Here is a 20,788-nt window from a genome sequence, read left to right on the forward strand (position 1 = left end):
TGATGCGACCTTGCAGGAGGGGTTGGCTGTCCGGGGGCCTCGCGCTTGCGCTGTCGGTCCCTGCGCTGCTCACGGGGTGCGCGTTCGCGCCCGGGGAGCGCGACGAGCAGGCAGACGACGCGTGGAGCGAGCTCGAGCCGACGAGCTCCGACGAGGCGCTCGTCTCGGATACAGGCGGCGAGGACGTCGAGCGCGACGTCGCCGCCCCCGCCGCCGACCGCGCGGAGCTGCCGCGGCTCCGGCTGCGCGAGGCCTCGCCTCCGGCCGCCGGCGACGAGGGATCGAGGACGCGGACGTACGTGCGATCGCGGGACACGCAGATGCCGGAGCCGCTCCCGTGGCACCCTAAGGGCAGCAGCGACGGCGACGGGACGCGCTGAGCTGCAGGCCACCGCCGGCCCTGTGCGGCCGCGCCCGGCGCCCTAGCGCGCTCGTCCACGAGCGCCCCGGCTCGTTTTGGGGTTGCCGCGCGGCTCGCTGCGGTAGCCTTCGCGCGTGGCGCCGCTCGGGATCGATCTCCGCACACGGACGACCCTGGTCTGCGGGGCCCTGGCCCTCGCCATCGCGGCCTCGACGCTGCTGCGGGGGCGCGTCCGGCGCGTGCACCTCTTCTTCGCCGCCTTCGCCGCCGACGTCGGGCTCTGGTACCTCTCCCAGTCGCTCTTCGGCTTCTTCCAGGCCTCCATCTGGGAGCGCTTCACGGCCATCCTCGCCGTGCTGCTCCCGCAGTTCGCGCTGCACCTCTTCGAGGCGATGATCCCCCACGACGGGGATCGCCGCTCGCGCCTGCTCCGGTTCGCGGGGGTGCTCGCCATCCCGCTGTTCGTCCTCGTGCTGGTGAGCCGGGAGCCGGGCTCGTGGCTCGATTGGCTCACGCGCGGCTGCATCTTCCTCTACGTCTTCGCGCTGCTCACCGCGGGGCTGTTCACGCTCGGCCAGCGCGGCAAGCAGAGCTCCTCGCGCGCGACGCAGCGGCGCGTGCGGTTCCTCGTGGTGATCGGCGCGCTCGCCGCGCTCGCCAGCGTCGCCGACTTCGCCTGGTTCCTCGGCGCGGAGCCGCCGCCCGTCGGCGCGGCGCTCTCGATCGTGTTCCTGTTCGTGCTCGCCCAGGCGCTGCGGCACGAGCGCCTCCTCGACGCCTACGAGATGCTCGCGCGCCTGCTCGTCGCCACGGCGGTCGCGTTCCTCATCGCGCTGATCTTCTATCTCCTGCTCACGTTCATCGGCGGCTTCAACACGATGTACCTGAACGCCGTGCTCGCCGCGATCGTGATCCTGGTGCTCTTCGATCCGCTGCGGGAGCGCGTCGAGGAGCAGCTCCAGCGCCTCTTCTTGCGGGAGCGGTTCGATCTCGATCGCTCGCTCGCGGACGCCCGGCGGCGCCTCGTGCACACGCTCGAGGTGGAGGAGATGGGCTCGATCGTGATGAGCGCGCTCGAGCAGTCGCGCCGGGTCACCGCAGCGGCGCTCTACCTGCGCGATCAGGACGGGACCGGCTTCGATCGGCTCGCGTCGCTCGGGCCGCGCGTCCCCGAGCGGATCGAGGTGGCGACGGCGCGGGCGCTGCTCGATCGCCTCGATCGCGGGCCGCTCGCGATGGAGGAGCTCGAGCGCGAGGCGCGCGAGCGGCGGGCGCGCCGGAGCCGCAGCGACGCGGGCGACGACGGCAACTTCGCGCGGCGGACGGAGGTGCGGCCGCAGGTCCCCGAGGACGCGGTGCTCGCGGCGGCCGAGGTGCTCGGCAGCCTCTGCTCGGGCGTGGTGCTGTGCGCGCGGGACGAGCAAGGCGAGCCGATCGGGCTGCTCGTCGTGGCGGACACGCGCGTGCGCGACGCGTTCTCGCCCGAGGAGCTCACCCTGCTCGAGACGCTCGCCGCGCAGATCGGCGTCGTCCTGGAGAACTCGCGCCTCTACGCGCAGATGAAGGAGCGAGACCGGCTCGCGCTCCTCGGCCAGATGGCGGCCGGCCTCGCGCACGAGATCCGGAACCCGCTCGGCGCGATCAAGGGGGCGGCACAGCTGCTCGCCGATCCCGTGCCGGAGGCGCAGCTCGATCCGGCGTCGCGCGAGTTCATCGGGATCATCCTCGAGGAGGTCGATCGGCTCGACCGCGTCGTGGGCTCGGTGCTCGATCTCGCGCGGCCGGCGCAGGGCTCGGTGGTCCCGACCGACGTGAACGCGATCGTGCGCCGCACGCTGCAGGTGCTCTCGATCGAGCGCAGGAACGACCAGCTCGAGGTCGAGGTCACGCTCGACCCCGATTTACCCCGGGTCGCCATCGATCCCGAGCAGCTGCGGCAGGTGCTGATGAACCTGTTCCGCAACGCGGTCCAGGCCATGAAAGGCCGGGGCAAGGTGGTGATCTCCACGCGCGTCCGCTTCGGCCGCGGCACGCGGCCGGGCTCCGGCTCGGACGAGCCGTTCGTCGAGCTCAACGTCACCGACAACGGCCCGGGGATCTCGCAGAAGGTGCTCGCGAACATCTTCCTGCCGTTCTTCACCACGAAGGACAAGGGGACGGGGCTCGGGCTGTCGATCAGCCAGCGCATCGCGCAGAGCGCCGGCGGCCGCATCGAGGTCCGCTCGTACGAAGGGAAGGGGAGCACCTTCGCCGTGATCCTCCCGGCCGCCGTCGACAAGCTGGGCGCGGCGCCGTCCGCGCCGTCGCCGGCGGCGCTCCCGGCGGCCGAGCCGGCGCCTCAGGATCGGCCTGGCTGAAGCCTCCGCGACTGCCGGCGGCGCAGCGGCGCTCCCGACGAGCGCCGCTTCGGCGCGCGCGCTCGCCGCGCCGCGCCGCGCGATCAGCCGTAGCGCGACGTCATGAGCGCCGCGAGCGCGGGGCGCTCGCGCACGAGCGCGAGCGTGTGGTCGGCGTGGCCGTGCGCGTAGCCGTTGCCGATGTAGAGGTCCACGTCCTTGCCGATCCCCTCGGCCCCGAGGGCGGCGGCGGTGAAGCTCGTGCTCATCGCGAAGAAGTACGCCTTGCCGCGGTCGCGCGTGGCGACGATCGCGCTGAGCTCCACCCCGGGGACGTTCACGCACGAGAGCGTGAGGTCGGCGCCCGCGCCGCCCGTGAGCGGGAGCACGGCGTCGCGCACCGCGATGGGATCGCGCGCGTCGGCGACCGCGACGTGGTCGCAGAGCCCGAGCGCGCGCAGGTCGGCGGCGAACTCGGCCGATGCCTCGATCCCGATCACGCGCCCGCCGGGGCCGACGCGCCGCCGCGCCTCGGCCGCGCAGAGGAGGCCCGACTTCCCGCCCGCGCCGAGCACCGCCACGGTGTCGCCCGGGCCGGCGAGGCGCGCCACCTGGGGCGCCGCGCCCGCGACGTCGAGCAGCGCGAGGGCGAGCCGCTCGGGCATGTCGGTCGGCATCCGCGCGAGCGGCGCCGACGCGAAGACGATCGCGGTGCCCTCGACGTCGACCTGCGCGGACGCGGGGCGCACGGCGACGATCCGGCGGAGCGACAGCGGCGTCAGCGACAGCGAGGCGAGCGTCGCGACGCGATCGCCGACGGCGACGCCGCGGTGCTCCGCCAGCGAGCCGACCCGGCGCACGACGCCGAGCAGCATGCCGCCCGAGCCGGTGACCGGGTTGTGCTGCTTGCCCCGGCGCGCGACGGTCTCGAGGACGAGCCGCGCCACGCCGTCCGGGCTGCCGAAGGAGGCCTCCTCCATCTGGCGGAAGCTCGCGGCGTCGATGTTCAGCGTCTGCACCTCGACGACGATCTCGGTCTCGAAGCTGCGCGAGGCGTCAGCGTCCAGCCGCGCTGCGGGCTGCGGCAGGGCCCCCGGTGGATCGAGCACGCGGTGCGTGCCCAGCGGATCGCCTGCGGCGAGGGTGCGTTGCGTCGCTTCGGAGCTCACGCCGAGGCCGTTGAACATGCCGCGCCCGAAAGCAAGGGCAATGAGCCGGAGCGGCGGCGGTCTGCACCGCTGAGGCGGCCCGGCGCGCCGCCCGGAGGGGCCCGGAGCCGTCCGCCCGGCCGGCGCCGATCGGCATTTTTCCCGCGGATTGGACGCACTTGCGCCGACCGGAGGGCGGCGTCAGGGAAGGGCTAGAGGAAGGGGGTCGGGGACGGGAACGAGGGGCGAGGGCGGGGCGCGGCGCGCTGCGTCAGGACGAACGAGCCAACTCATTTGAAAGAACCGCCCGGATCTCTTGACCAGCTTTGCTCGGTGAAACTAGACTTTGCCCCCTGCTGGCGCTCGCGTAGCGCTCGAAGGTTTTTACTCCCTGCGATGGATAACCACGCTCCCAAGGTGTCGGCAACGCGGCAACTGGCGTTGCGCTTCATCTCCGGGAAGTACCAAGGCGGCGAATTCCCCCTCGGGGAGCAGCAGGAGATCGTCGTGGGTCGCTCCAGCGACCTCGACATGGTCCTCGTCGAGGACATGGTCTCCCGGCGCCACGCCCGGATTGCCTGTACCGAACAGCAGATCGTGATCGAGGATCTCGGCTCGACGAACGGCACGTTCGTCAACGGCGAGAAGATCAAGAAGACGACCCTGAAGGAGGGTGACCGGGTGCTCATCGGCACCAGCATCCTCAAGGTCGTCTCCACCGATCCGAGCGCGCCCCCGGCGCGCCGCCGGATGGACGAGCCCTCGCTCAGGAGCGGTCAGACCCGGTCGATGTCCGGGTCGATCGACGAGATCCCGCTCCCCGATCTGCTTCAGCTCTTCGGCACATCGAAGAAGAGCGGAGTCCTCGTCGTCCGTTCCGACGACGACGTCGGCAAGATCTACCTGCGCAAGGGCATCGTGACCTTTGCGACGATCAACGATCTGACCGACGTCCCGCCGCTCAAGAGCGTCTACCGGATCCTCACGTGGGCCGGCGGGACGTTCGACCTGGAGCCGGCGGAGGAGCGGGTCATGACCGGCGAGATCAGCGCGACGGTGCAGGAGCTCCTCATGGAGGGGCTCCGGCAGATCGACGAGCTGAACAACATCCGCCACCAGCTCCCGGACCTGTCGGCGCGCCTGGTCATCCCCCAGCCGCTCAAGCCGTCGCTCCGCGATCTCTCGCCCGTCGATCTGGACGTCCTCCAGGTCGTCTACAACCACGGGCACCTCGCGATGGTCCTCAACAAGAGCCCCGCGACGGATCTCGAGACCGCGCAGTCCGTGCTGAAGATGATCAACGCGGGCTACCTCCGCGTCGAGTGAGCCGGGCCCACGCGCGAGGCGCCGCGAGGCCGCGTGATGCGGCTCGATCGCTCGGCGTCCGCGCGCCCTACCCGGGCTGACGGCGGGCGAGCGCGCTCAACCCGCTGCCACGGGAGACGGGCGCCCGGACAGGCGCGGGCCGGGGCGCGCTCGATACGCGCCGCGCCGCGCCGCGCCACGTCCCGGCGCCGCGCCCCCGAGGGCGCGGCGCGCGGGCGGCGGAGCGGGGCGTCAGGACTGCGACGCGCCGCGCTTCGCTGCCGGATCGGCCGCCGGGCTCGAGAGGCGGAGCGACACGGCGCGGGCGTGCGCCTGCAGGCCCTCCGCCAGCGCCAGCTTCTCGATGATCGGGCCCTGCGCCCGCAGCGCCGCGCCGGAGTACCGGATGAGGCTCGCGCGCGTCACGAAGTCGTAGACGCCGAGCGGCGCCCCGAAGCGGGCCGAGCCCCCGGTCGGGAGCACGTGCGACGGCCCCGCGAGGTAGTCGCCCGCGGCCACCGGGGTGAGGCTGCCGAGGAGCGCGGCGCCGAGCGTGCCGATCTCCGAGAACAGCCCCTCGGCGTCGGCGACGTGGAACGCGACGTGCTCGACCGCGAGCTGATCGGCGACCTCGGCGAGGCGAGCGCGCGAGCCGACGACGAGCGCGGCGGCGTGCGTCGAGAGCGACGCCTGCACGATGGCGCGCCGCGTGAGCTCGGGGAGCGCGGCGTCGAGCTCGCGCGCGACCGCCTCCGCCAGCTTGGCCGAGGTCGTCGCGAGGAGCGCGTAGGACGCCTCGTCGTGCTCGGCCTGCGAGAGCAGATCGGCCGCGACGAGCCGCGGATCCGCGGCGTCGTCGGCGAGCACCAGGATCTCGCTCGGCCCGGTGATGCCGTCGATCGACACGTCGCCGAAGACGAGCTTCTTCGCGCAGGCGACGTAGGCGTTGCCGGGCCCCACGATCTTGTCGACCGGCGCGAGCTCGGGGAGCCCGTAGGCCATGGCCGCGATCGCCTGCGCTCCACCAGAATCGAGCAGGGTCGTCACGCCCGAGAGGTGCGCCGCGGCGAGCGTGACGTCGTCGGCCGACGGGCTCGCGAGGACGATGTCGCGCACGCCGGCGACGCGGGCGGGGATGGCGGACATCAGCACGCTCGACGGGTAGCGGGCCTTGCCGCCCGGCGCGTAGACGCCGACCCGGCGCAGGGGGCGCACGCGCATGCCGAGGAGGACGCCCTCGTCCTCGTAGCTGAAGCCGGCCTGCAGCGGGGGCCCGCTCGCCGCCGCCTCGGCGGGCCCGAGGTCGCCCGCGTCGCGCTGCCGCTCGTGGTAGCGCGCGATCCTCGCGGCCGCGGTCTCGAGCGAGGCGCGGACCTCCTGCGGGAGCCGCGCGAGCGCCTCGGCCCCGCCGAAGCCGCCCTCCGCCTCGGGGCCCGCGTGGCGGACGAGCGCCTTCGACGTCCTCCGCTCGAACTTCTCGATGTAGCCGAGGACGGCGGACGTACCCCCGCGGCGCACGTTGTCGATGATCTCGGTCACCGCCGGCGTGACGTTCGCGAGATCGCCCGTGCCGCGGGTGCGCAGGGCAGACAGGGTGGACTCGAACTCAGGCGAACCTTCGATGTAGATGGGCAGCATGGCTTGATGGTGGACCGCCGCGGCGGGATCTCCGCGCGGACGGCGACACCCCGTACCACACCACCCCGGCCGCCGGTACGTCGGCCGCGCACGACGGGCCGTGCCTGCACGGCCGCGCGCTGCGTCCGCGGCGCCGCGCTCCGGGCGCGCGTCGCTCCGCGAGTTTGCCGGCCCGAGCGGATCGAGTAGGGTCGCCCCATGCGGTCCGGCTCGTTCGGCCTCGCCCCCGCCGCGCTCTCGATCGCGCTGCTCGCGCTCGCGCCTCTGGTCCTCGTCGGGTGCCCGGAGAACTCCTGCTTCCTCAAGATCTGCCAGGGCAGCAGCTGCCGCTGCTCGATCTCGTCGTGCAGCGACGGGGCCGGCTTCGACACCAAGCAGAACCGCTGCCGCTGCCTCAAGGGCTACCTCTCGATCGCGGGCCAGTGCCTCACGCCGCAAGCGGCGAACGCCTTCTGCGGCGTGGGGCGCCACTACGAGGCCGGCGGGTGCGCCCCCGACCGCTGCCGGCCGGGCGACGAGATCGACCAGAGCACGGGCCTCTGCGTGTCGCGCGAGCAGGTGGCGACCAACGCCGGGGTCGCCATCGGCGCCGGGCAGAAGCTCGGATGCCCGCCCGGCCAGCAGCTCATCGTCGACGGCCCGACCGCCGCGTGCGTCCCGCTCTCGCAGACCTGCGCGCGCGACGAGGTCTGGACCGGCCAGGCCTGCGCCAAGGTGGGGCAGTGCCCGACGGGCGCGATCTGGGACCCCGCGCTCGCCCAGTGCGTCCAGTACGCGCAGGGCTCGGGCGACAGCGGGCTCACGGTCAACGTGGGGCAGTGGGCGTCGGCGAACTACGGCCCGAACGGCGGCATGGGCACGAGCGGCTTCTGCGGATCGTTCGCGAAGAAGCCGCACAGCTTCGGGATCGTCGAAGGCGCGTCGGCCTACGTCCGCATCGCGGTGATGATGTCCTTCCCGGACAGCGAGATCGCCCGCGGCGTCGTGCAGGCCGTGACGGTGTTCGACGCGAGCGGGAACCCGGTTCCGCCGCGCGGCGCCGCGGAGGTCGACGCGGCGGCGCGCAACGTCTTCAACACGCTCGTCCTCGGGGGCGGGCGGTCGAGCGCGCCGACGTCGTCGACCACCGTCCGGTGCGCGGTCATCCACGCCGGAAAGCCGCAGCCCGTCCCCGCCGTCGGCGGGCTCTGAGCGGGGCTCACATCCTCGACAGCGTGCTCACGACGAGCGTGGCGGGGAGGGTGCTGAGGCCGACGCAGCTCACGACCTTGTTGCGCTCGATCACGAAGTTGCTCGTGGTCGGCTCGATCTTCGCGAACTCGACGCTCAGGCGCGCGCCGTCGAAGCTCGCGCGCAGGGGGCGGCCCTCCACGTCGCTGCGGACGTCCTGGCAGGTGCCGCGCGAGCGGGTCGGGTCGAACTGGCGCGACTCGGGCGCGATGAAGCGGAGCCGGTCCTCCACGGCGAACACGCCGCTCTCGCCGGGGATCTCGCGCAGCGAGAAGCGGGCCTCGCCCTCCTCGTAGTCCTGCGGGGCGAACTGCTCCGGGCGGCGGACCCGGAACTCGAGCGCCTCGCCGGCCAGCACGGCCTCGAGCTCGCGCCCGTTGCCGACCCACAGGCCCGTCAGGCCGGCGAGCGGCGACGTGTGCGTCGGCTCCACGCTCGCGTCCGGGGCTGCGGCGCTGCTCGCGCTGGCCGCCGGGCGCGACTGCGCCGCGGCGCCCCTCCGGCGGACGTCGCGCGGCCTGTCGAGCACGCCCAGCGCGAGCAGCGCGGCAGCCCCGCCGAACATCACGAGCGCCCCCGCGCCGATCGCGAGCCACGAGCCGCGCGCGCTCGCCGGACGACGCGGCGCCGGCCGGCTCGCCAGCGCCGCGCCGCCCGGCGAGCGCGCCGCGTCGCGGACCTCATCGACCGTCGTGGCGGCGGGCGGCGGCGGGCGGCTCGACGCGCCGAGCGGCGCCGAGGTCGCTTGCGCCGGAGGGCGGGCGATCGCGTCGAGCGCCGCGAGCATCTCCTCGCAGCTGGCGAAGCGATCCGCCCTATCCTTCGCGCACGCCTTCTGGAGGAACGCGTCGAGCTCCGGAGGGACGTCGTGGCGCGCGGCGCTGACCCTGGGGAGCGGCGCCTCCGCGTGCTGCCGCATGATCTCGATGTCGCTCTCGGCGTCGAACGGCACCCGCCCGACCAGCATCTCGTAGAGCACGACGCCGAGCGCGTAGATGTCCACCCGCTTGTCGAGATCGCGGCGCCCGAGGACCTGCTCCGGCGACATGTAATAGAGCGAGCCGATGATCCCCTTGGTCATCCCGCGCCCCGCGAGCGCGTCCGCCTCGGCCTTCGCGATGCCGAAGTCGGTGACCTTCGCGACGCCGTCCTTGCCGCGGAGGAGCACGTTGGCCGGCTTGAGATCGCGGTGGATCACCCCCTCGCGGTGCGCGGCGGCGATGCCGGAGGCGATCTGCCGGAAGATCGAGAGCGCCTCGGGCAGCGGCATCGGCCGGCGCTCGTCGGCGTACCTGGCGAGCGCCTGCTCCAGGCTCTCGCCGTCGATGTACTGCATGACGAGCCAGAGATCGTCCCGCTCCGCGACCACCGCCTTCAGGTGGACGACGTTCGGATGATCGATCTGCGCGAGCGCGCGGCCCTCGGCGAGCGTCCGCGCGCGCACGTCGGGCCGATGCCCGAGCTCCTGCCGCACCGCCTTCAGGACGACGTGCAGGCCGGTGTGGACGTCCCGGGCGAGGTAGACGACCCCCATGCCGCCCTCGCCGAGCACCCGCTCGACCACGTACTTCTGGTCGACGAGCGTCCCCGCCGGCAGGTGACCCCCCGGCGCGCGCCGCGGGAGAGAGCCCGCCAGCGGCGCCGGGACGACGTGCGGCGCCGCCGCGGGCCCGTTCGCGCCGCCGGCCCCGAAGGCCGGCGCGCTGACCCGGCGCGACGGATCCTCGGGCAGCAGCGCCTCGAGCAGCGGCTTCCCGGGGACGGTCGCCCGCGGGCCGGGCGGAGGCGCCGAGGGGGCGGCGACGGCGTCCTTCGCGGCGATCGGCGCGCCGCACGCCACACAGAACCGCGCAGAGCCCGGGGCCTCTGCGTTGCAAACCGGGCACCTGGCCATGGCACGGTCAGCTCGACCCACGGCGGCCGCGCGCGGCGCGCCGCGGGCGCTGCGTCACGTCCAGTGACCCGCGCGGAGGGCCGCGGAGTCGATCGTCTTGATCTTCGGCGCCAGCGCCTCGCGGAAGATGGCCTCGTCCTCGTCGTCGAGGCCGCTCTCGCCGAAGCCGGACGCGACCTCCATCGAGGTCGCGAGGATGCGAAGGAACTGCTGGAAGCTCGACGCGCAGAGCTCCGGCTTGAGCGAGTCGGTCCCCGTCATGCAGGTGAACACGGGACAGTCGCCCTCGGCGTCGAGCTTCGAGATGTCGAGGAAGTAAGGGTCTCCCAGGAGAGCGCTGCGCGCGATGAGGATCCAGCTCTTGCGCCAGCCTGGGAGGGAGCTGTCGCCGCCGTTCGCCTGCTGCTCGGCCGCGAGCTTCTCGGAGGGGATGAGGCGTACGCGCTCGACCGGCGTCACCGTCTCGACGTCGAGCGGGTCGGCTTCCTGCAGGAAAGCGCGGTACCTGGCGGGCACCCGCAGCGTCCTGCGCAGCTCTTCCACCACCGCTGGAGCCGCCTTTCCGAACCTCGCGGGGATGCCTCTTCGGGCAAAGGCATCCTTGAGCGCCGTAACCGACTCGGCAAGGTCGCTATCCACCGAACATCCCTTCCTTTGCAAGTCCACCGGACAGCCCGCTGGGCGGGCGCCCTCATCGCTTCGAAACCGCTTCGCTCCCGGGGAGAGCACCGGCGCGCACCCGGAGGAATACCCCGCGCCGGGCCAGGTAGTGTAACAGAAAAACGATGGTCGACGTTGCGTACGCTGAGAGCCGATTCCGGCCCCCCGAAATTGCGCACCGATACGGTCCGGGCGTGCACCTCCTCGACGATCCGCTCGCGTGGACTCTGCTGGCCCGCGCCTGCTCCCCGGAGACCGGTCAGCCCGACGTGGGGCGCCTCGTCGGCTTCCTCTACCAGACCCTGGCGCGCGCCGTGCTCGCCGCCGAGCTGGAGCGCACCCGCGTCGACGTCCCGACCCGGATGATCTCGTCCCACCCGGAGGCCGTCTATCGCGGCACCGCGCTCTCCCGCGCCACAAAGGTCGTCACCGTGGGCATCGCCCGCGCCGGGACGATGCCCTCCCAGGTCGTCTACGAGCTCATGAACGAGGTCCTCGACCCGGCGCTGGTGCGGCAGGATCACCTGTTCATGAGCCGGCAGACGAACGAGCACGGCGAGGTGGTCGGCGCCACCTGGCACGACGCCAAGATCGGGCGCGACGTCGGGGGGCGCCACGTGCTCTTCCCCGATCCGATGGGCGCCACCGGCTCGTCGATGGTCAGCGCCATGACGTACTACAAGACCGCGCTCGAGGGGCGGCCGGCCAAGTGCATCGCCATGCACCTCATCGTGACCCCCGAGTACATCCGCCGCGTCACCGAGGCCCACCCGGACGCGATCATCTACGCGCTCCGGCTCGATCGCGGCCTCTCGCCGGCGCGCGTCCTCAAGACCGAGCCGGGCACGCACTGGGACGAGGAGCGCGGCCTGAACGCGATCCAGTACATCGTCCCGGGCGCCGGCGGCGTCGGTGAGATCCTCAACAACGCCTGGGTGTGAGCGAGCGGTCAGCGGCCGCGCTTCGAGCGGCGGTTGTGGCCGGCGGCGAGCGCGCGGTAGTCGATGGCCGCGTGCGGCCGGCTCACGGCGGGGCGCAGGTCGCTGCAGAGCCGCGTGAGCTCCGCGATCATCGCGCCGAGGTCGCTCGCGCCCGCGGCCCTGCGCTGCGCGAGCTCGCCGTAGGCGGCCTCGAGGGACGCGATGCCCTTGCCCGAGACGTGCCCGCGGCGGGACAGGTCGACGTAGCTCCGCGCGAGCGCGACGCTGTCGAAGTTGTGCGCGACGACCAGGTCCTGCGCGACGCGGAGCACGGCGTGCGCGGCGATCCGCCCGTCCTCGTGGAGCACGAAGGCCGCCTGCAGGTAGTTGTAGAAGGGGACGACCCGGTCGCCGAAGATCCGGAAATCCGACGGAGATGACTGCCGATCGAGGTGGATCAGGATGCGCTCGACGACGGGGCCCTTCTCGACGTAGCTCGCGAACCGGAGCGCGTCGAGGATGGTGTCGTCGTAGGCGTGGCCGAGCCGCATCACCTCGCCGAGCTCCAGCGGGGTGACCCGCCCCTCGCAGACGTCGGCGTACAGCGAGTAGACGAACGCGTCGGCCTCGGCGTCGTCGCCGAGGAGCACCTCGCGGATCAGCGCGCCGCTCGCGTCGCGCTGGGTCGGGAGCTCGCAGCGCCGCTGGAGCAGCGCGGGCAGCTTGTAGCCGAGCTGGCCGCGCAGCGCGCGGAAGCGCAGCCGGAGGATGTTCTGCAGGTTGGGCTTCAGCGTGAGCGACGCCCACCGCGCGCCGTCGAGCCGCAGCTTCTGCTCGATGCGGGAGCGGAGCTGCTCCGGGCTGCCCGAGAGGATGTGCGTCTCGACGCCCGCGCGGCCGAGCTCGCGCAGGAGCGACCCGGCCCCCGGCACGGTGCGCTTCTGGTCGGGCCGCTCGATCGCGGTCCGCACGAGATCGCGCAGCGTGTCGAAGTCCGTCCTGAGGTAGGTCTTGTCGAGGTCCCACCGCGCGATGAACGGCGCGCGCACCGCAGGCGCCGCTGCGTTCGCCGGAGTCCGGGGCCCTTGCGCTCGCTCCTCGCCGCTCACCATCTCTCGCTCAGCGCGCCATCCACTCGCGGCGCATCTTGTCGAGCGACTGCACCACGTCGCTGTCGGCGCTCTGCCGGGCGAGGTCCATCGCCTCGCGGAGGTACATCGACGCCTCGCTGGTGCGCTCGCGCTGGTGCGCCACGTGCGCGAGCGCGCCCAGGACGAGCGCGCGGTCGGGGCCGCCGGGGCCGGCGAGGTCGAGCGCCTCGCGCAGCACGCCGTCGGCGTCGGTGAGATCGCCGGCGCGCGCGAGCGCCTCGCCGAGCTTGCGGCTGAAGATGAGGACGGCGCGCACCGGATCGTCGAGCTCGCCGCGGAAGATCTCGCGCCGCGCCAGGTCGAGGCCGCGGCGCAGCGCGAGCACGCTGCCGGCCGTGTCCCCGCGCGCGGCCGACCGATCCGCCGCCTGCTCGAGCAGCATCAGCGCGACGAACGCGTTCTGCGCGTGGTAGGCGTGGATCGCCTGCACCTCGAGCGGCAGCGCGAGCGGATCGCCCGCGCTGTCGAACGTCGCCTTGGCGTGCAGGTCGCGCCGGACGCCGGCCGGGATCGTCGCGAGCGTCACGTCGCGGAGCAGCGGGTGCGCGGTGCGGATGCCGCTCGAGTGCTCCTCGATCATGCCCGCCGCCGCGAGCTTGTTGAGCAGCTCGTCGAAGGCGCGGATGTCCGGCAAGAGGCGCTGCAGCGTGGCCCGGTCCGCCGCGTCCCCGATGACCGCGAGCGCCTGCAGCGTGCGGCGCGCGTCCTGCTGCAGCCGCTCGATGCGCGCGGCGACCAGGTCGGCCATGCGCGCGGGCGGATCGCTGCCGCCCTCGAGGGTGTAGCGGACCAGCTGGTCGATGTAGAGCGGCGGCACCGTCGCGGCGTCGCCGCCGAGGCCGGCCGGGGTCGCCGCGCTCGGCGGCAGGCCCAGCGCGACGTGATCGGCGGTGGCGCCGTCCGAGGGATCGCGCCGCGGCGACAGCCGCGCCCCGCCCGTGCTCTGCGGCGTCTTGCGGGCGGCGCGGTGATCGAGGCTCACGCTGCTCCGGAGGAGCGAGAGCGCGATGTCCTTCGGCAGGCCGCCGAGCGCGCGCACGGCCCCGCCCCACCCCGGCTCGAAGCCGGGGGTGTGGCTCGCGACGATGAGCAGCGCCGCGAGCGGCGGCTCCGCGATCACGTCGGCGAACGCGTTCCGGCTCGCGCCGTCGACGGCGTGCAGGTCGTCGATCGCGAGCAGGACCCGGTGCGGGAAGGCGGACTGCTGCGCGCGCGAGAGCGCCCAGCGCAGCGCCTCCGCGGCGATGAAGCGCCGATCGTCGGGCGACAGGCCGCCCGCGGCCGGCTTGTTCCAGGCGTGCCTGCGCACGTCGGCCGCGCGGTCGCCCTTGCCGAAGATCTCGAGCAGCCCGCGCCGCGCCTCCGGCGTCGCGCCGTTCCAGTTCGACGCGTTGCCGCCGTCGTGCGGCAGCTCGGCGAGCCCGGCGATCGCCCAGCGGAGCGCGTAGTAGCCGACCTCGGCGCCCCACGGGTCCGGGCCGGTCTGTATCACGATGTCGCCCCGGCTCGCGGCGACGTCGAGGAACTCGCGGAGGAGCCGGGTCTTGCCGACGCCGTGCTCGCCGACGATGCGCGCGGCGACGACCGAGCCCTCGACCTCGGCGAGGCAGGCGTCGAGCCACGCGAGGTCCTCCTCGCGCGCCGCGAACGGCAGCGGGAGCGGGGGGGCCGACGTCGCGCGATCGCGCCGCGCGGCCTGGGGCGCCGCGCCCGGCGCGGCGCGCGGCGCCGGAGCGGGCGCGTGGGCCTGCGCGATCCTGGCGCCGCACTCGCCGCAGAACTTCTGGCCGCGCGGCACGATCGCGCGGCACGAGGCGCAGATGACGGTCGCCTCGGCGAACGAGAAGCGGCCGGAGGGCGTGTCGAACGTCCCGACCGCCGCGCGCAGCGCGGCCGAGAACTCGTCGGCGGTCTGGTAGCGCCGCGCCGCGTCCTTCTCGAGCGCCCGCAGCGTGACCTCGACGAGCGGCTCGGGGATCTCGCGCTCCGGCGCGACCAGGGCCGGGTCGGGCGGCGGCAAGGAGAGGTGCATCAGCACGACCTGCGTCGGCGACTCGGCCTCGAAGGGGAGCCGGCCGGTGAGCAGCTGGAACAGGATGACGCCGCACGCGTAGAGGTCGCTCCGCGCGTCGATCGGATCGCCGCGCCCCTGCTCGGGGGCCATGTAGTCCGGGGTCCCGCAGACGATGCCGGGGCTCGTGATGTTCGTCGTCGCGACCTCCGCCTTCATCTTCGCGAGGCCGAAGTCGACGACCTTCACGAAGTCGCCGCCCGAGCGCATCGGCTCGAGCACGATGTTCTCGGGCTTGAGATCGCGGTGGATGATGCCGAGGTGGTGCGCCTCGGCGAGCGCCGCGAGCACCTGGCAGAGGATGTCGACGATGCGGCGGAAGGGGAGCGGGCCGTCCTCGTAGACGACGCGGGCGAGGTCGCGCCCGCGCAGGAACTCCATGACGAGGTAGAGTTGCCCGCCGTTCTTGCCGAAGTCGATGACCCCGACCGAGTTCGGGTGGTTCAGGCGGCTCGCGGCGCGCGCCTCGGTGATGAACCGGACCGACGCGCTCTCGTCCCCGAGCAGGTGGGGGTGGATGATCTTGACGGCCACGGTGCGCCCCAGGGCCTTCTGCTCGGCCCTGTACACGCGGCCCATGCCGCCCACGCCGACGAGCTCCAGGATCACGTAGTTGCCCGGGAGCGTCGTCCCGATCAGCGGGTCGTCGGAGGTCCGGTTGAACTCCGAGATGGGGAAACCGCACACCGGGCAGAATTTGTGCGCCTGCTCGCACGGATTCGCGCATTGCGGGCAGACCACTGTGGACACGCGCGGGACCTTACCACGTTCGGGATAGCGATTGGAGTCGAGGTCTCCCTGGGCCCCCGGGGCCTCGGCCGGAGGGGGGCAGGGGGGCTCGTCCTGCCGTCTGTTAGGTCCTGGATCCCACTTGGGGTAACCTCGGGCGCGATGGTTACGCCTCGCCTACGTCTCGGTCAGCTCCTGGTCGACGCGCGGATGATCACCCAGGACGCCCTCGAGAGGACCCTGGAGCTGCAGCGCACGGACGGCCGGCGGTTGGGGACGCTCCTCGTCGAGCAAGGTCTCATCAACGAAACCCAGCTGACGCAGATCCTATCGCACCAGCTCGCTGTTCCCTGGGTGTCGCTGCTGCACATCGAGTTCTCGCGGCAGCTGCTCAACCTCGTCCCGCACGACGTGGCCGAGCGTTACTGCCTCGTGCCGATCTACGTCCGCCACGTCCGCAACCAGGGCGAGACGCTCTACGTCGCGATGGACGATCCGACGAACGAGGACGGCATGAAGGAGTGCATGGCGTTCTCGGGCTTGCCGGTGCGCGCGATGATCGCGCCGCCGAGCGACATCCGGAACGCGATCCGGGTCTATTACGGGGCGCGCGCTCGCTCCGCGCCGCCGCCGGCGCCCGCGCAGCGGGCCCAGGCGACCGAGCCGCAGTCGCGGGCGCGCCCGGTCGATCCGCCGCCGTCCTCCGAGCTCGGCGCGCCGGAGACCGCCAGGCACTCGGAGGAGGTCTCGTCGACGCCGGAGCCCTTGCTGCTGACGCGGCCTGCGCTCCGCTCCGGCGCCCGGCTGGTCGACGACGCGGTGCCGGCGATCGAGACCTCCGAGGTCGACGCCAGCGACATGGGCGTCATCGACGACGAGCTCGCCTGGGAGGCGCCGCGCCCCGCGGCGCGGCCGGCGGAGCGGGAGGCGCGCGGGCGGCCGGAGGAGCGGCAGATCCGCGGGCGTCCTGACGAGCAGCGCTCGCGTCCGACGCTGAAGGTCGCGCCGTCGCCCGAGCTGCTCGCGGCGGCGCAGGCCGCGCAATCAGCGCAATCCGCGCAGCCGGCGCAGCCGGCGCAGGCCGCGCCGTCGGAGCGCCGGAAGACGCTGCGCCCGAGCTCGGCGCCGGGGCCGCTGACGCCGCCCGCCAGTGAGGCCGCGCCCAGCACGGAGGCGCCGCCCACGTCGAGCACGCCGGCCGCCGCGCTCCTCGGCGCCGTGCTCGGGCGCGCCAGCGCCGCGCGCGCCGCCGCGGAGACCGCCGCGCGCAGCGCTCCAGAGAGCGCCGCGCGCACCGCCGCGGAGAGCGCCCCGGACTACGGCGACGAGCCCCCGAGCGAGCGCGAGGTGCGCAACATCCCCGCGCCGCAAGGCCGCGGTCGCCGGCGGATGGTGTCGCTCACGCTCCTCGACGGGACGACGATCACGCTCCCCGCGCGCGGGACCAAGTCCCAGCAGCAGCAGCAGCAGCGGCAGCAGCCGGCCCCGGCGCGGGCGGCGGCCCAGTCCGAGCCGCCGCCGGCGCCCGCCGCGGACGATCCGGGCCTCACCGCGCGCGATCTCGTCTCCGCGCTCCGCGCCGTCTCGCACGGCGCCGACGCGAGCGAGATCCTCGGCAACAACGTGCGCTGGGAGGCGATGTTCGCCGCGCTCCTGTCGCTGCTGCTGAAGAAGCACCTCATCGCCGACTGGGAGTTCGTGGACGAGCTGAAGAAGATCTGACGTCAGCCCGCCTCGCGCGCCGCGCCGGCGCGGACCAGCGCGTCGATCTCCCCGTCCGAGAAGCCCGCGTCGCGCAGCACGGCGCGCGTGTGCTCCCCGGCGCGAGGCGCCGGCGCGAACGCGGCGCCCGCCGGCGTGACGGGCGTCCTGAGCTGCGGGACAGGGCCGCGCGGCGAGGCGATCTCGAACAGGAGATCGCGCGACGCGAGGTGGGGATCGGACGGGGCGCTCCGCGGATCGAGCACCGGCTCGAGGCAGCAGTCGCGCTCGGCGGCGAGCGCCTCCCACTCCGCGCGCGTCCTCTGCCGGAAGACCGCGGCGAGCTCGCGCTTGAGCCCGGCCTGGTGCGGTCCGGGGACGAGGGCGCTCGGATCGGGCTCGATCCCGGCGCCCTCGCAGAACGCGCGCCAGAACTTCGGCTCCAGCGCGGCGAGCGCCATCGCGTGACCGTCCTTCGAGAGGTAGGTGTTGTACGGCGCGAGCCCCCCGGTGAGCGGCGCGTCGCCCGCCGCGCGCGCGCCCTCCGCGGCGTCCTGCCCGCGGAGCGCCGGGTCGCCGCCCGCGAGCGCCGCGGCGAGCGTGGGGAGGGCGAAGCCGAGCACGCCGTCGGTCATGGCGATGTCCAGCACCGCGCCCCGCCCGGTCCGGTCCCGCTCACGCAGCGCGGCGAGGATGGCGATCGCGCACCACATCCCGCCGCTCACGTCGGCGACCTGGGAGCCCGGCACCTGCGGCGGACCCTCGGCGGGCCCCTGGGCGCCGAGGACGCCCGCGCGCGCGACGTAGTTCAGATCGTGCCCCGCGCGCGCCGACAGGCTGCCCGTCTGGCCGTAGCCGGTCAGCGCGCAGACGATGAGCCGCGGGTTGTCCGCGCGGAGCGCCGCGTGGCCGAGCCCGAGCCGCTCGAGCACGCCCGGGCGGAACTGATCGAAGAGCACGTCGTACGTGGCGGCGAGCCGGCGGAAGGCGTCGCGCCCCTCGGGCTTCTTCAGATCGAGCAGGGCGCTGCGCTTGCCGCGGTTCAAGAGCTGGAACGCCGCGGATTCACCGGCGATCTGCGGGGGGAGCCCGCGCAGGAGGTCGCCGCCGGCGACGTCCTCGATCTTGTCCACCGTCGCCCCGAGATCCGCCAGGACCAGGGTCGCGAAGGGGCCCGGCAGGAGCCTCGAGAGATCGAGGATGCGCGTATCGGTGAGCGGGCGCATGGGGGCCTCCCTGTCGTTGCGCGAGGCGGGTCGACGATCGAGGGGGAAGAGAAGGGACGCCGGTCGCGTGCGCGCGCGGCGTGAAGCGGGCTCCGAGAGATCAGAGAGGTGATCGCAGGGCTGCGATCCGAGAGAGGCTCGTCGGCGGCGCCGGGGAGTCGGGGCGCCTCCGGCGCCGGGATCAGCCGGCGCTGAGCTGGAACAGCTTCGGGAGCTTCATCGCGAGCATCTGGTTGCCCGCGACCTTCAGCTTGCCCGCGAAGTAGAGCTGCATCGAGTTGGCCTGCGGGTTCTCGTACAGCTTCTGGAAGTCCTCGCTGGTGAGCGAGATCGTGACGTCCGCGCCGCCCGGGTTGCCCGAAGCGAGCTTCGGCCCGGTGTCGGACAGGTCGATCAGCCACTCGCCGCCGCCCTCGCCGGTCACGTTGATCTGGTACTTCCCGCCGATCTGCTTGGCCGCGTCGGAATGCTTCGCCAGGGCAGCAGGGAGCTCTTCGTTGAACAGTCTCTGGATATCGACGGCCATGGATCGCCTCCGGATCTCGTAGGGGACGTGGTGACGTGAACGTCTAGGTACCGTGCGCGGTTTACCCGTGCCCGCACGCGCGCGTCAAGCGAAGGCCGACGCTCTGGCGCGCTCGCATCGGGACGTTGGGACGCGGCACGCACGCCGTGTCCATCGCGCCGTACGCGCCGTCAGGGCGCGCCTGGCGCCGCTCTCATGCGCGCGCGCGGTGCGTCTGCGCGGCGGGCCGGGGCGCTTTGTCCAGCGCGGAGCGGATCGGGACCATCAGCAGGCGATCGATGGCGACGCGCTGCTCGGCGGGCGGCGGGCTCTCCGGGGCGCCCTGCATGAGCCGGAGATCGCGGAGCGCGCCGCGATCGAGCGGGCCGGGCGACGCGCCCAGCCCGTCGAGCGACGGCGTCATGGCAGGGAGCAAGCAGACGAGGAAGATCTCGCTCGTGCCCTGGCGCACCCACGTCCCCTGGTACACCGCGACCGCTTGGCCGAGCGCCTCCTGGAAGACGAACGCGCGCCACTCGAGCGGCGCGGTCAGATCGAAGACGCGGCCGCCGGCGCGGAGCTCCCGGCTGTCGAGGCTGAGCGCCGCGCCGCGCGCGTCGGTCAGGAGGAAGCGATCGAGGCACCCGGGCGAGCGCTCCGTGAGCTCCTCGAGGAGCGCGGCGAGCACCGCGGGGCCGAGCGAGATCGGCTCGCCGTCCGGGCCGATCGCCTCGAGCCCGACCTCGTCGGAGCCCACGACGGACGCGCGGTCGAGCAGCGCGGCGAAGGCGCGGCGCGCGGGGCCGTCGAAGCTGGCCCCGACGGAGGACATCCCGGCGCTGGAGGTGAGCAGGGCGACGATGCGATCGCGGCGCGGCGTCGCGAGGAGCGTCACGCCGAACCGCTCGCGGGTCGTGAGCAGCACGTGCTCCCCGGCGCCGCCCTTGCCGCGGAGGAGCAGCCGGTCGCCGTCGAGGCTCAGCCCGCGCCGGCTCGCCTGCGCCGCCGGCAGGAGGTGCCGTCGCCCCCGCGCGAGCAACGCGCCCGCCGCCGCGACGAGCGCGACCGGCAGGAGCGCGCGGACCGTCACGCTGCGCGCGGTCGCGACCAGCACGAGCGCGGCCACGAGGAGCGGGATCGACCAGAGCCGTCGTGCGCCTGCGCCCCGCGCCGGCGAGAGCTCGGGGGCGGTGGCGTCGAACCACCGCGGCTCGGGGGGAGGCGTCACGGCCTCATCGCTTGCTGGCTGGCCCGCGAGCGGAGCGGACGGCCAGCCCGTGGCAGGCGGAGGCTCTTGCGCGCGGGCCTCGATCGGTGGGAGCGTGGCGACGGACCCAAGAGGGTCCTTCTGGCCCTTCGCCTCGCGTCCCATCGCACCTCCACCCCAGCCGAAAGTTCGGCGTAGAATAGCATCGAGCGGGGCCGGAGCGAGAGAGACTTTGGTGCGACGCGCCGCGTAGGCGGCGCGTCGGCCGGGGGCACCGGCGCGGGGCGGCGCCGGGAAGGCGCCGCAGGCTGCGCTCCGGTCGCAGGGCCCCGGCCCCGCCTGACGGGCGGGAGGCATCGCAGGGCTCCCGCGCGGGCTTCGCCTGAACGTGATGGGCGACGCGCCGCGAGCGTCGCGGTGAAGCAGGCCGCGACGCTCGCGGTGAAGCAGATCGAGGGCCGCTGGGCGAGCAGGCGGGGGCTCGGCCTGCAGCCCCGACGGCGAGCGCGGCGACGAGCGAGGCCTCGTCCTCACGGTACGGCGGTGGTCGCCGCAGCGCTCCGCGGCGGTCGCCGCAGCGCTCCGCGGGGGCTCGTCGGCGGAGACCGCGTCGCCGGCGCGGCCTGGAACTCAGGGCGCGAGAGGAGATCCCGCCAAAGGCGAGGCTCTTCCGGATGCCCGCGACGGCGTGCTCGGCAGCAGCCGG

15 protein-coding genes are annotated in these 20,788 nt (G+C 73.9%); 6 read left to right on the top strand and 9 right to left on the bottom strand.

The annotated features are described in order from the left end of the window. Positions 1–2: 2 nt before the first annotated feature. Together WMF33_RS14350 and WMF33_RS14355 are read left to right on the top strand one after the other, a co-directional pair. Positions 3–380 (top strand): hypothetical protein, encoded by a 378-nt coding sequence (locus WMF33_RS14350; RefSeq protein ID WP_437337662.1) that lies wholly within the window; start codon positions 3–5, stop codon positions 378–380. 115 nt (positions 381–495) lie between these two features. Next, complete coding sequence (locus WMF33_RS14355; protein ID WP_437337663.1) at positions 496–2,718, top strand: ATP-binding protein; 2,223 nt, start codon at positions 496–498, stop codon at positions 2,716–2,718. An 83-nt stretch (positions 2,719–2,801) separates the two neighbouring features. Here WMF33_RS14355 and WMF33_RS14360 read toward each other — a convergent pair whose 3' ends face one another. Next, positions 2,802–3,866, bottom strand: a complete 1,065-nt coding sequence (locus WMF33_RS14360) for an L-erythro-3,5-diaminohexanoate dehydrogenase (RefSeq protein ID WP_437337664.1) — start codon at positions 3,864–3,866, stop codon at positions 2,802–2,804. 375 nt (positions 3,867–4,241) lie between these two features. Between WMF33_RS14360 and WMF33_RS14365 the strand changes: the two genes are divergently transcribed. Continuing rightward, a complete protein-coding gene (locus tag WMF33_RS14365) occupies positions 4,242–5,171 on the top strand; it encodes a DUF4388 domain-containing protein (protein ID WP_044985840.1) in 930 nt (309 codons plus the stop codon). 231 nt (positions 5,172–5,402) lie between these two features. Here WMF33_RS14365 and hisD read toward each other — a convergent pair whose 3' ends face one another. Further along, complete coding sequence (gene hisD, locus WMF33_RS14370) at positions 5,403–6,788, bottom strand: histidinol dehydrogenase (protein WP_437337665.1); 1,386 nt, start codon at positions 6,786–6,788, stop codon at positions 5,403–5,405. Positions 6,789–6,986: 198 nt separating this feature from the next. Between hisD and WMF33_RS14375 the strand changes: the two genes are divergently transcribed. Then, complete coding sequence (locus WMF33_RS14375) at positions 6,987–7,979, top strand: hypothetical protein (RefSeq protein WP_437337666.1); 993 nt, start codon at positions 6,987–6,989, stop codon at positions 7,977–7,979. 7 nt (positions 7,980–7,986) lie between these two features. On the opposite strand, the gene WMF33_RS14380 is transcribed toward WMF33_RS14375, so the two are convergent. Both WMF33_RS14380 and WMF33_RS14385 read right to left on the bottom strand, forming a co-directional pair. Further along, positions 7,987–9,912 (bottom strand): protein kinase domain-containing protein, encoded by a 1,926-nt coding sequence (locus tag WMF33_RS14380; protein ID WP_437337667.1) that lies wholly within the window; start codon positions 9,910–9,912, stop codon positions 7,987–7,989. A 54-nt stretch (positions 9,913–9,966) separates the two neighbouring features. Continuing rightward, entirely contained in the window at positions 9,967–10,458 is a 492-nt protein-coding gene (locus WMF33_RS14385) for an SMI1/KNR4 family protein (protein WP_437337668.1), read from the bottom strand. Positions 10,459–10,697: 239 nt separating this feature from the next. Between WMF33_RS14385 and WMF33_RS14390 the strand changes: the two genes are divergently transcribed. Then, entirely contained in the window at positions 10,698–11,513 is an 816-nt protein-coding gene (locus WMF33_RS14390) for a uracil phosphoribosyltransferase (protein WP_061629544.1), read from the top strand. An 8-nt stretch (positions 11,514–11,521) separates the two neighbouring features. On the opposite strand, the gene WMF33_RS14395 is transcribed toward WMF33_RS14390, so the two are convergent. After that, complete coding sequence (locus WMF33_RS14395) at positions 11,522–12,541, bottom strand: hypothetical protein (protein WP_437337669.1); 1,020 nt, start codon at positions 12,539–12,541, stop codon at positions 11,522–11,524. A 70-nt stretch (positions 12,542–12,611) separates the two neighbouring features. Continuing rightward, positions 12,612–15,464 carry a protein kinase domain-containing protein gene (locus WMF33_RS14400; RefSeq protein ID WP_437337670.1) on the bottom strand — a complete coding sequence of 951 codons (2,853 nt, stop codon included), beginning with the start codon at positions 15,462–15,464 and terminating at the stop codon, positions 12,612–12,614. A 141-nt stretch (positions 15,465–15,605) separates the two neighbouring features. Here WMF33_RS14400 and WMF33_RS14405 point away from each other — a divergent pair, with 141 nt between their 5' ends. Next, positions 15,606–17,165 (top strand): hypothetical protein, encoded by a 1,560-nt coding sequence (locus WMF33_RS14405; protein WP_437337671.1) that lies wholly within the window; start codon positions 15,606–15,608, stop codon positions 17,163–17,165. Between the two features lie 2 nt (positions 17,166–17,167). Here WMF33_RS14405 and WMF33_RS14410 read toward each other — a convergent pair whose 3' ends face one another. The 3 genes from WMF33_RS14410 to WMF33_RS14420 form a co-directional block, all read right to left on the bottom strand. Further along, positions 17,168–18,370, bottom strand: coding sequence for a CaiB/BaiF CoA transferase family protein (locus tag WMF33_RS14410; RefSeq protein ID WP_437337672.1), 1,203 nt, complete (start codon positions 18,368–18,370; stop codon positions 17,168–17,170). 181 nt (positions 18,371–18,551) lie between these two features. Then, the gene (locus tag WMF33_RS14415; RefSeq protein WP_020734935.1) at positions 18,552–18,896 is read right to left on the bottom strand and encodes an SCP2 sterol-binding domain-containing protein; all 345 of its coding nucleotides are present in this window, start codon (positions 18,894–18,896) and stop codon (positions 18,552–18,554) included. Between the two features lie 193 nt (positions 18,897–19,089). Beyond that, entirely contained in the window at positions 19,090–20,103 is a 1,014-nt protein-coding gene (locus tag WMF33_RS14420) for an IMP dehydrogenase (protein WP_437337673.1), read from the bottom strand. Between the last annotated feature and the right edge of the window lie 685 nt (positions 20,104–20,788).

This window comes from Sorangium sp. So ce394 (assembly GCF_051474665.1).
GTDB lineage: Bacteria > Myxococcota_A > Polyangia > Polyangiales > Polyangiaceae > Sorangium > Sorangium cellulosum_D.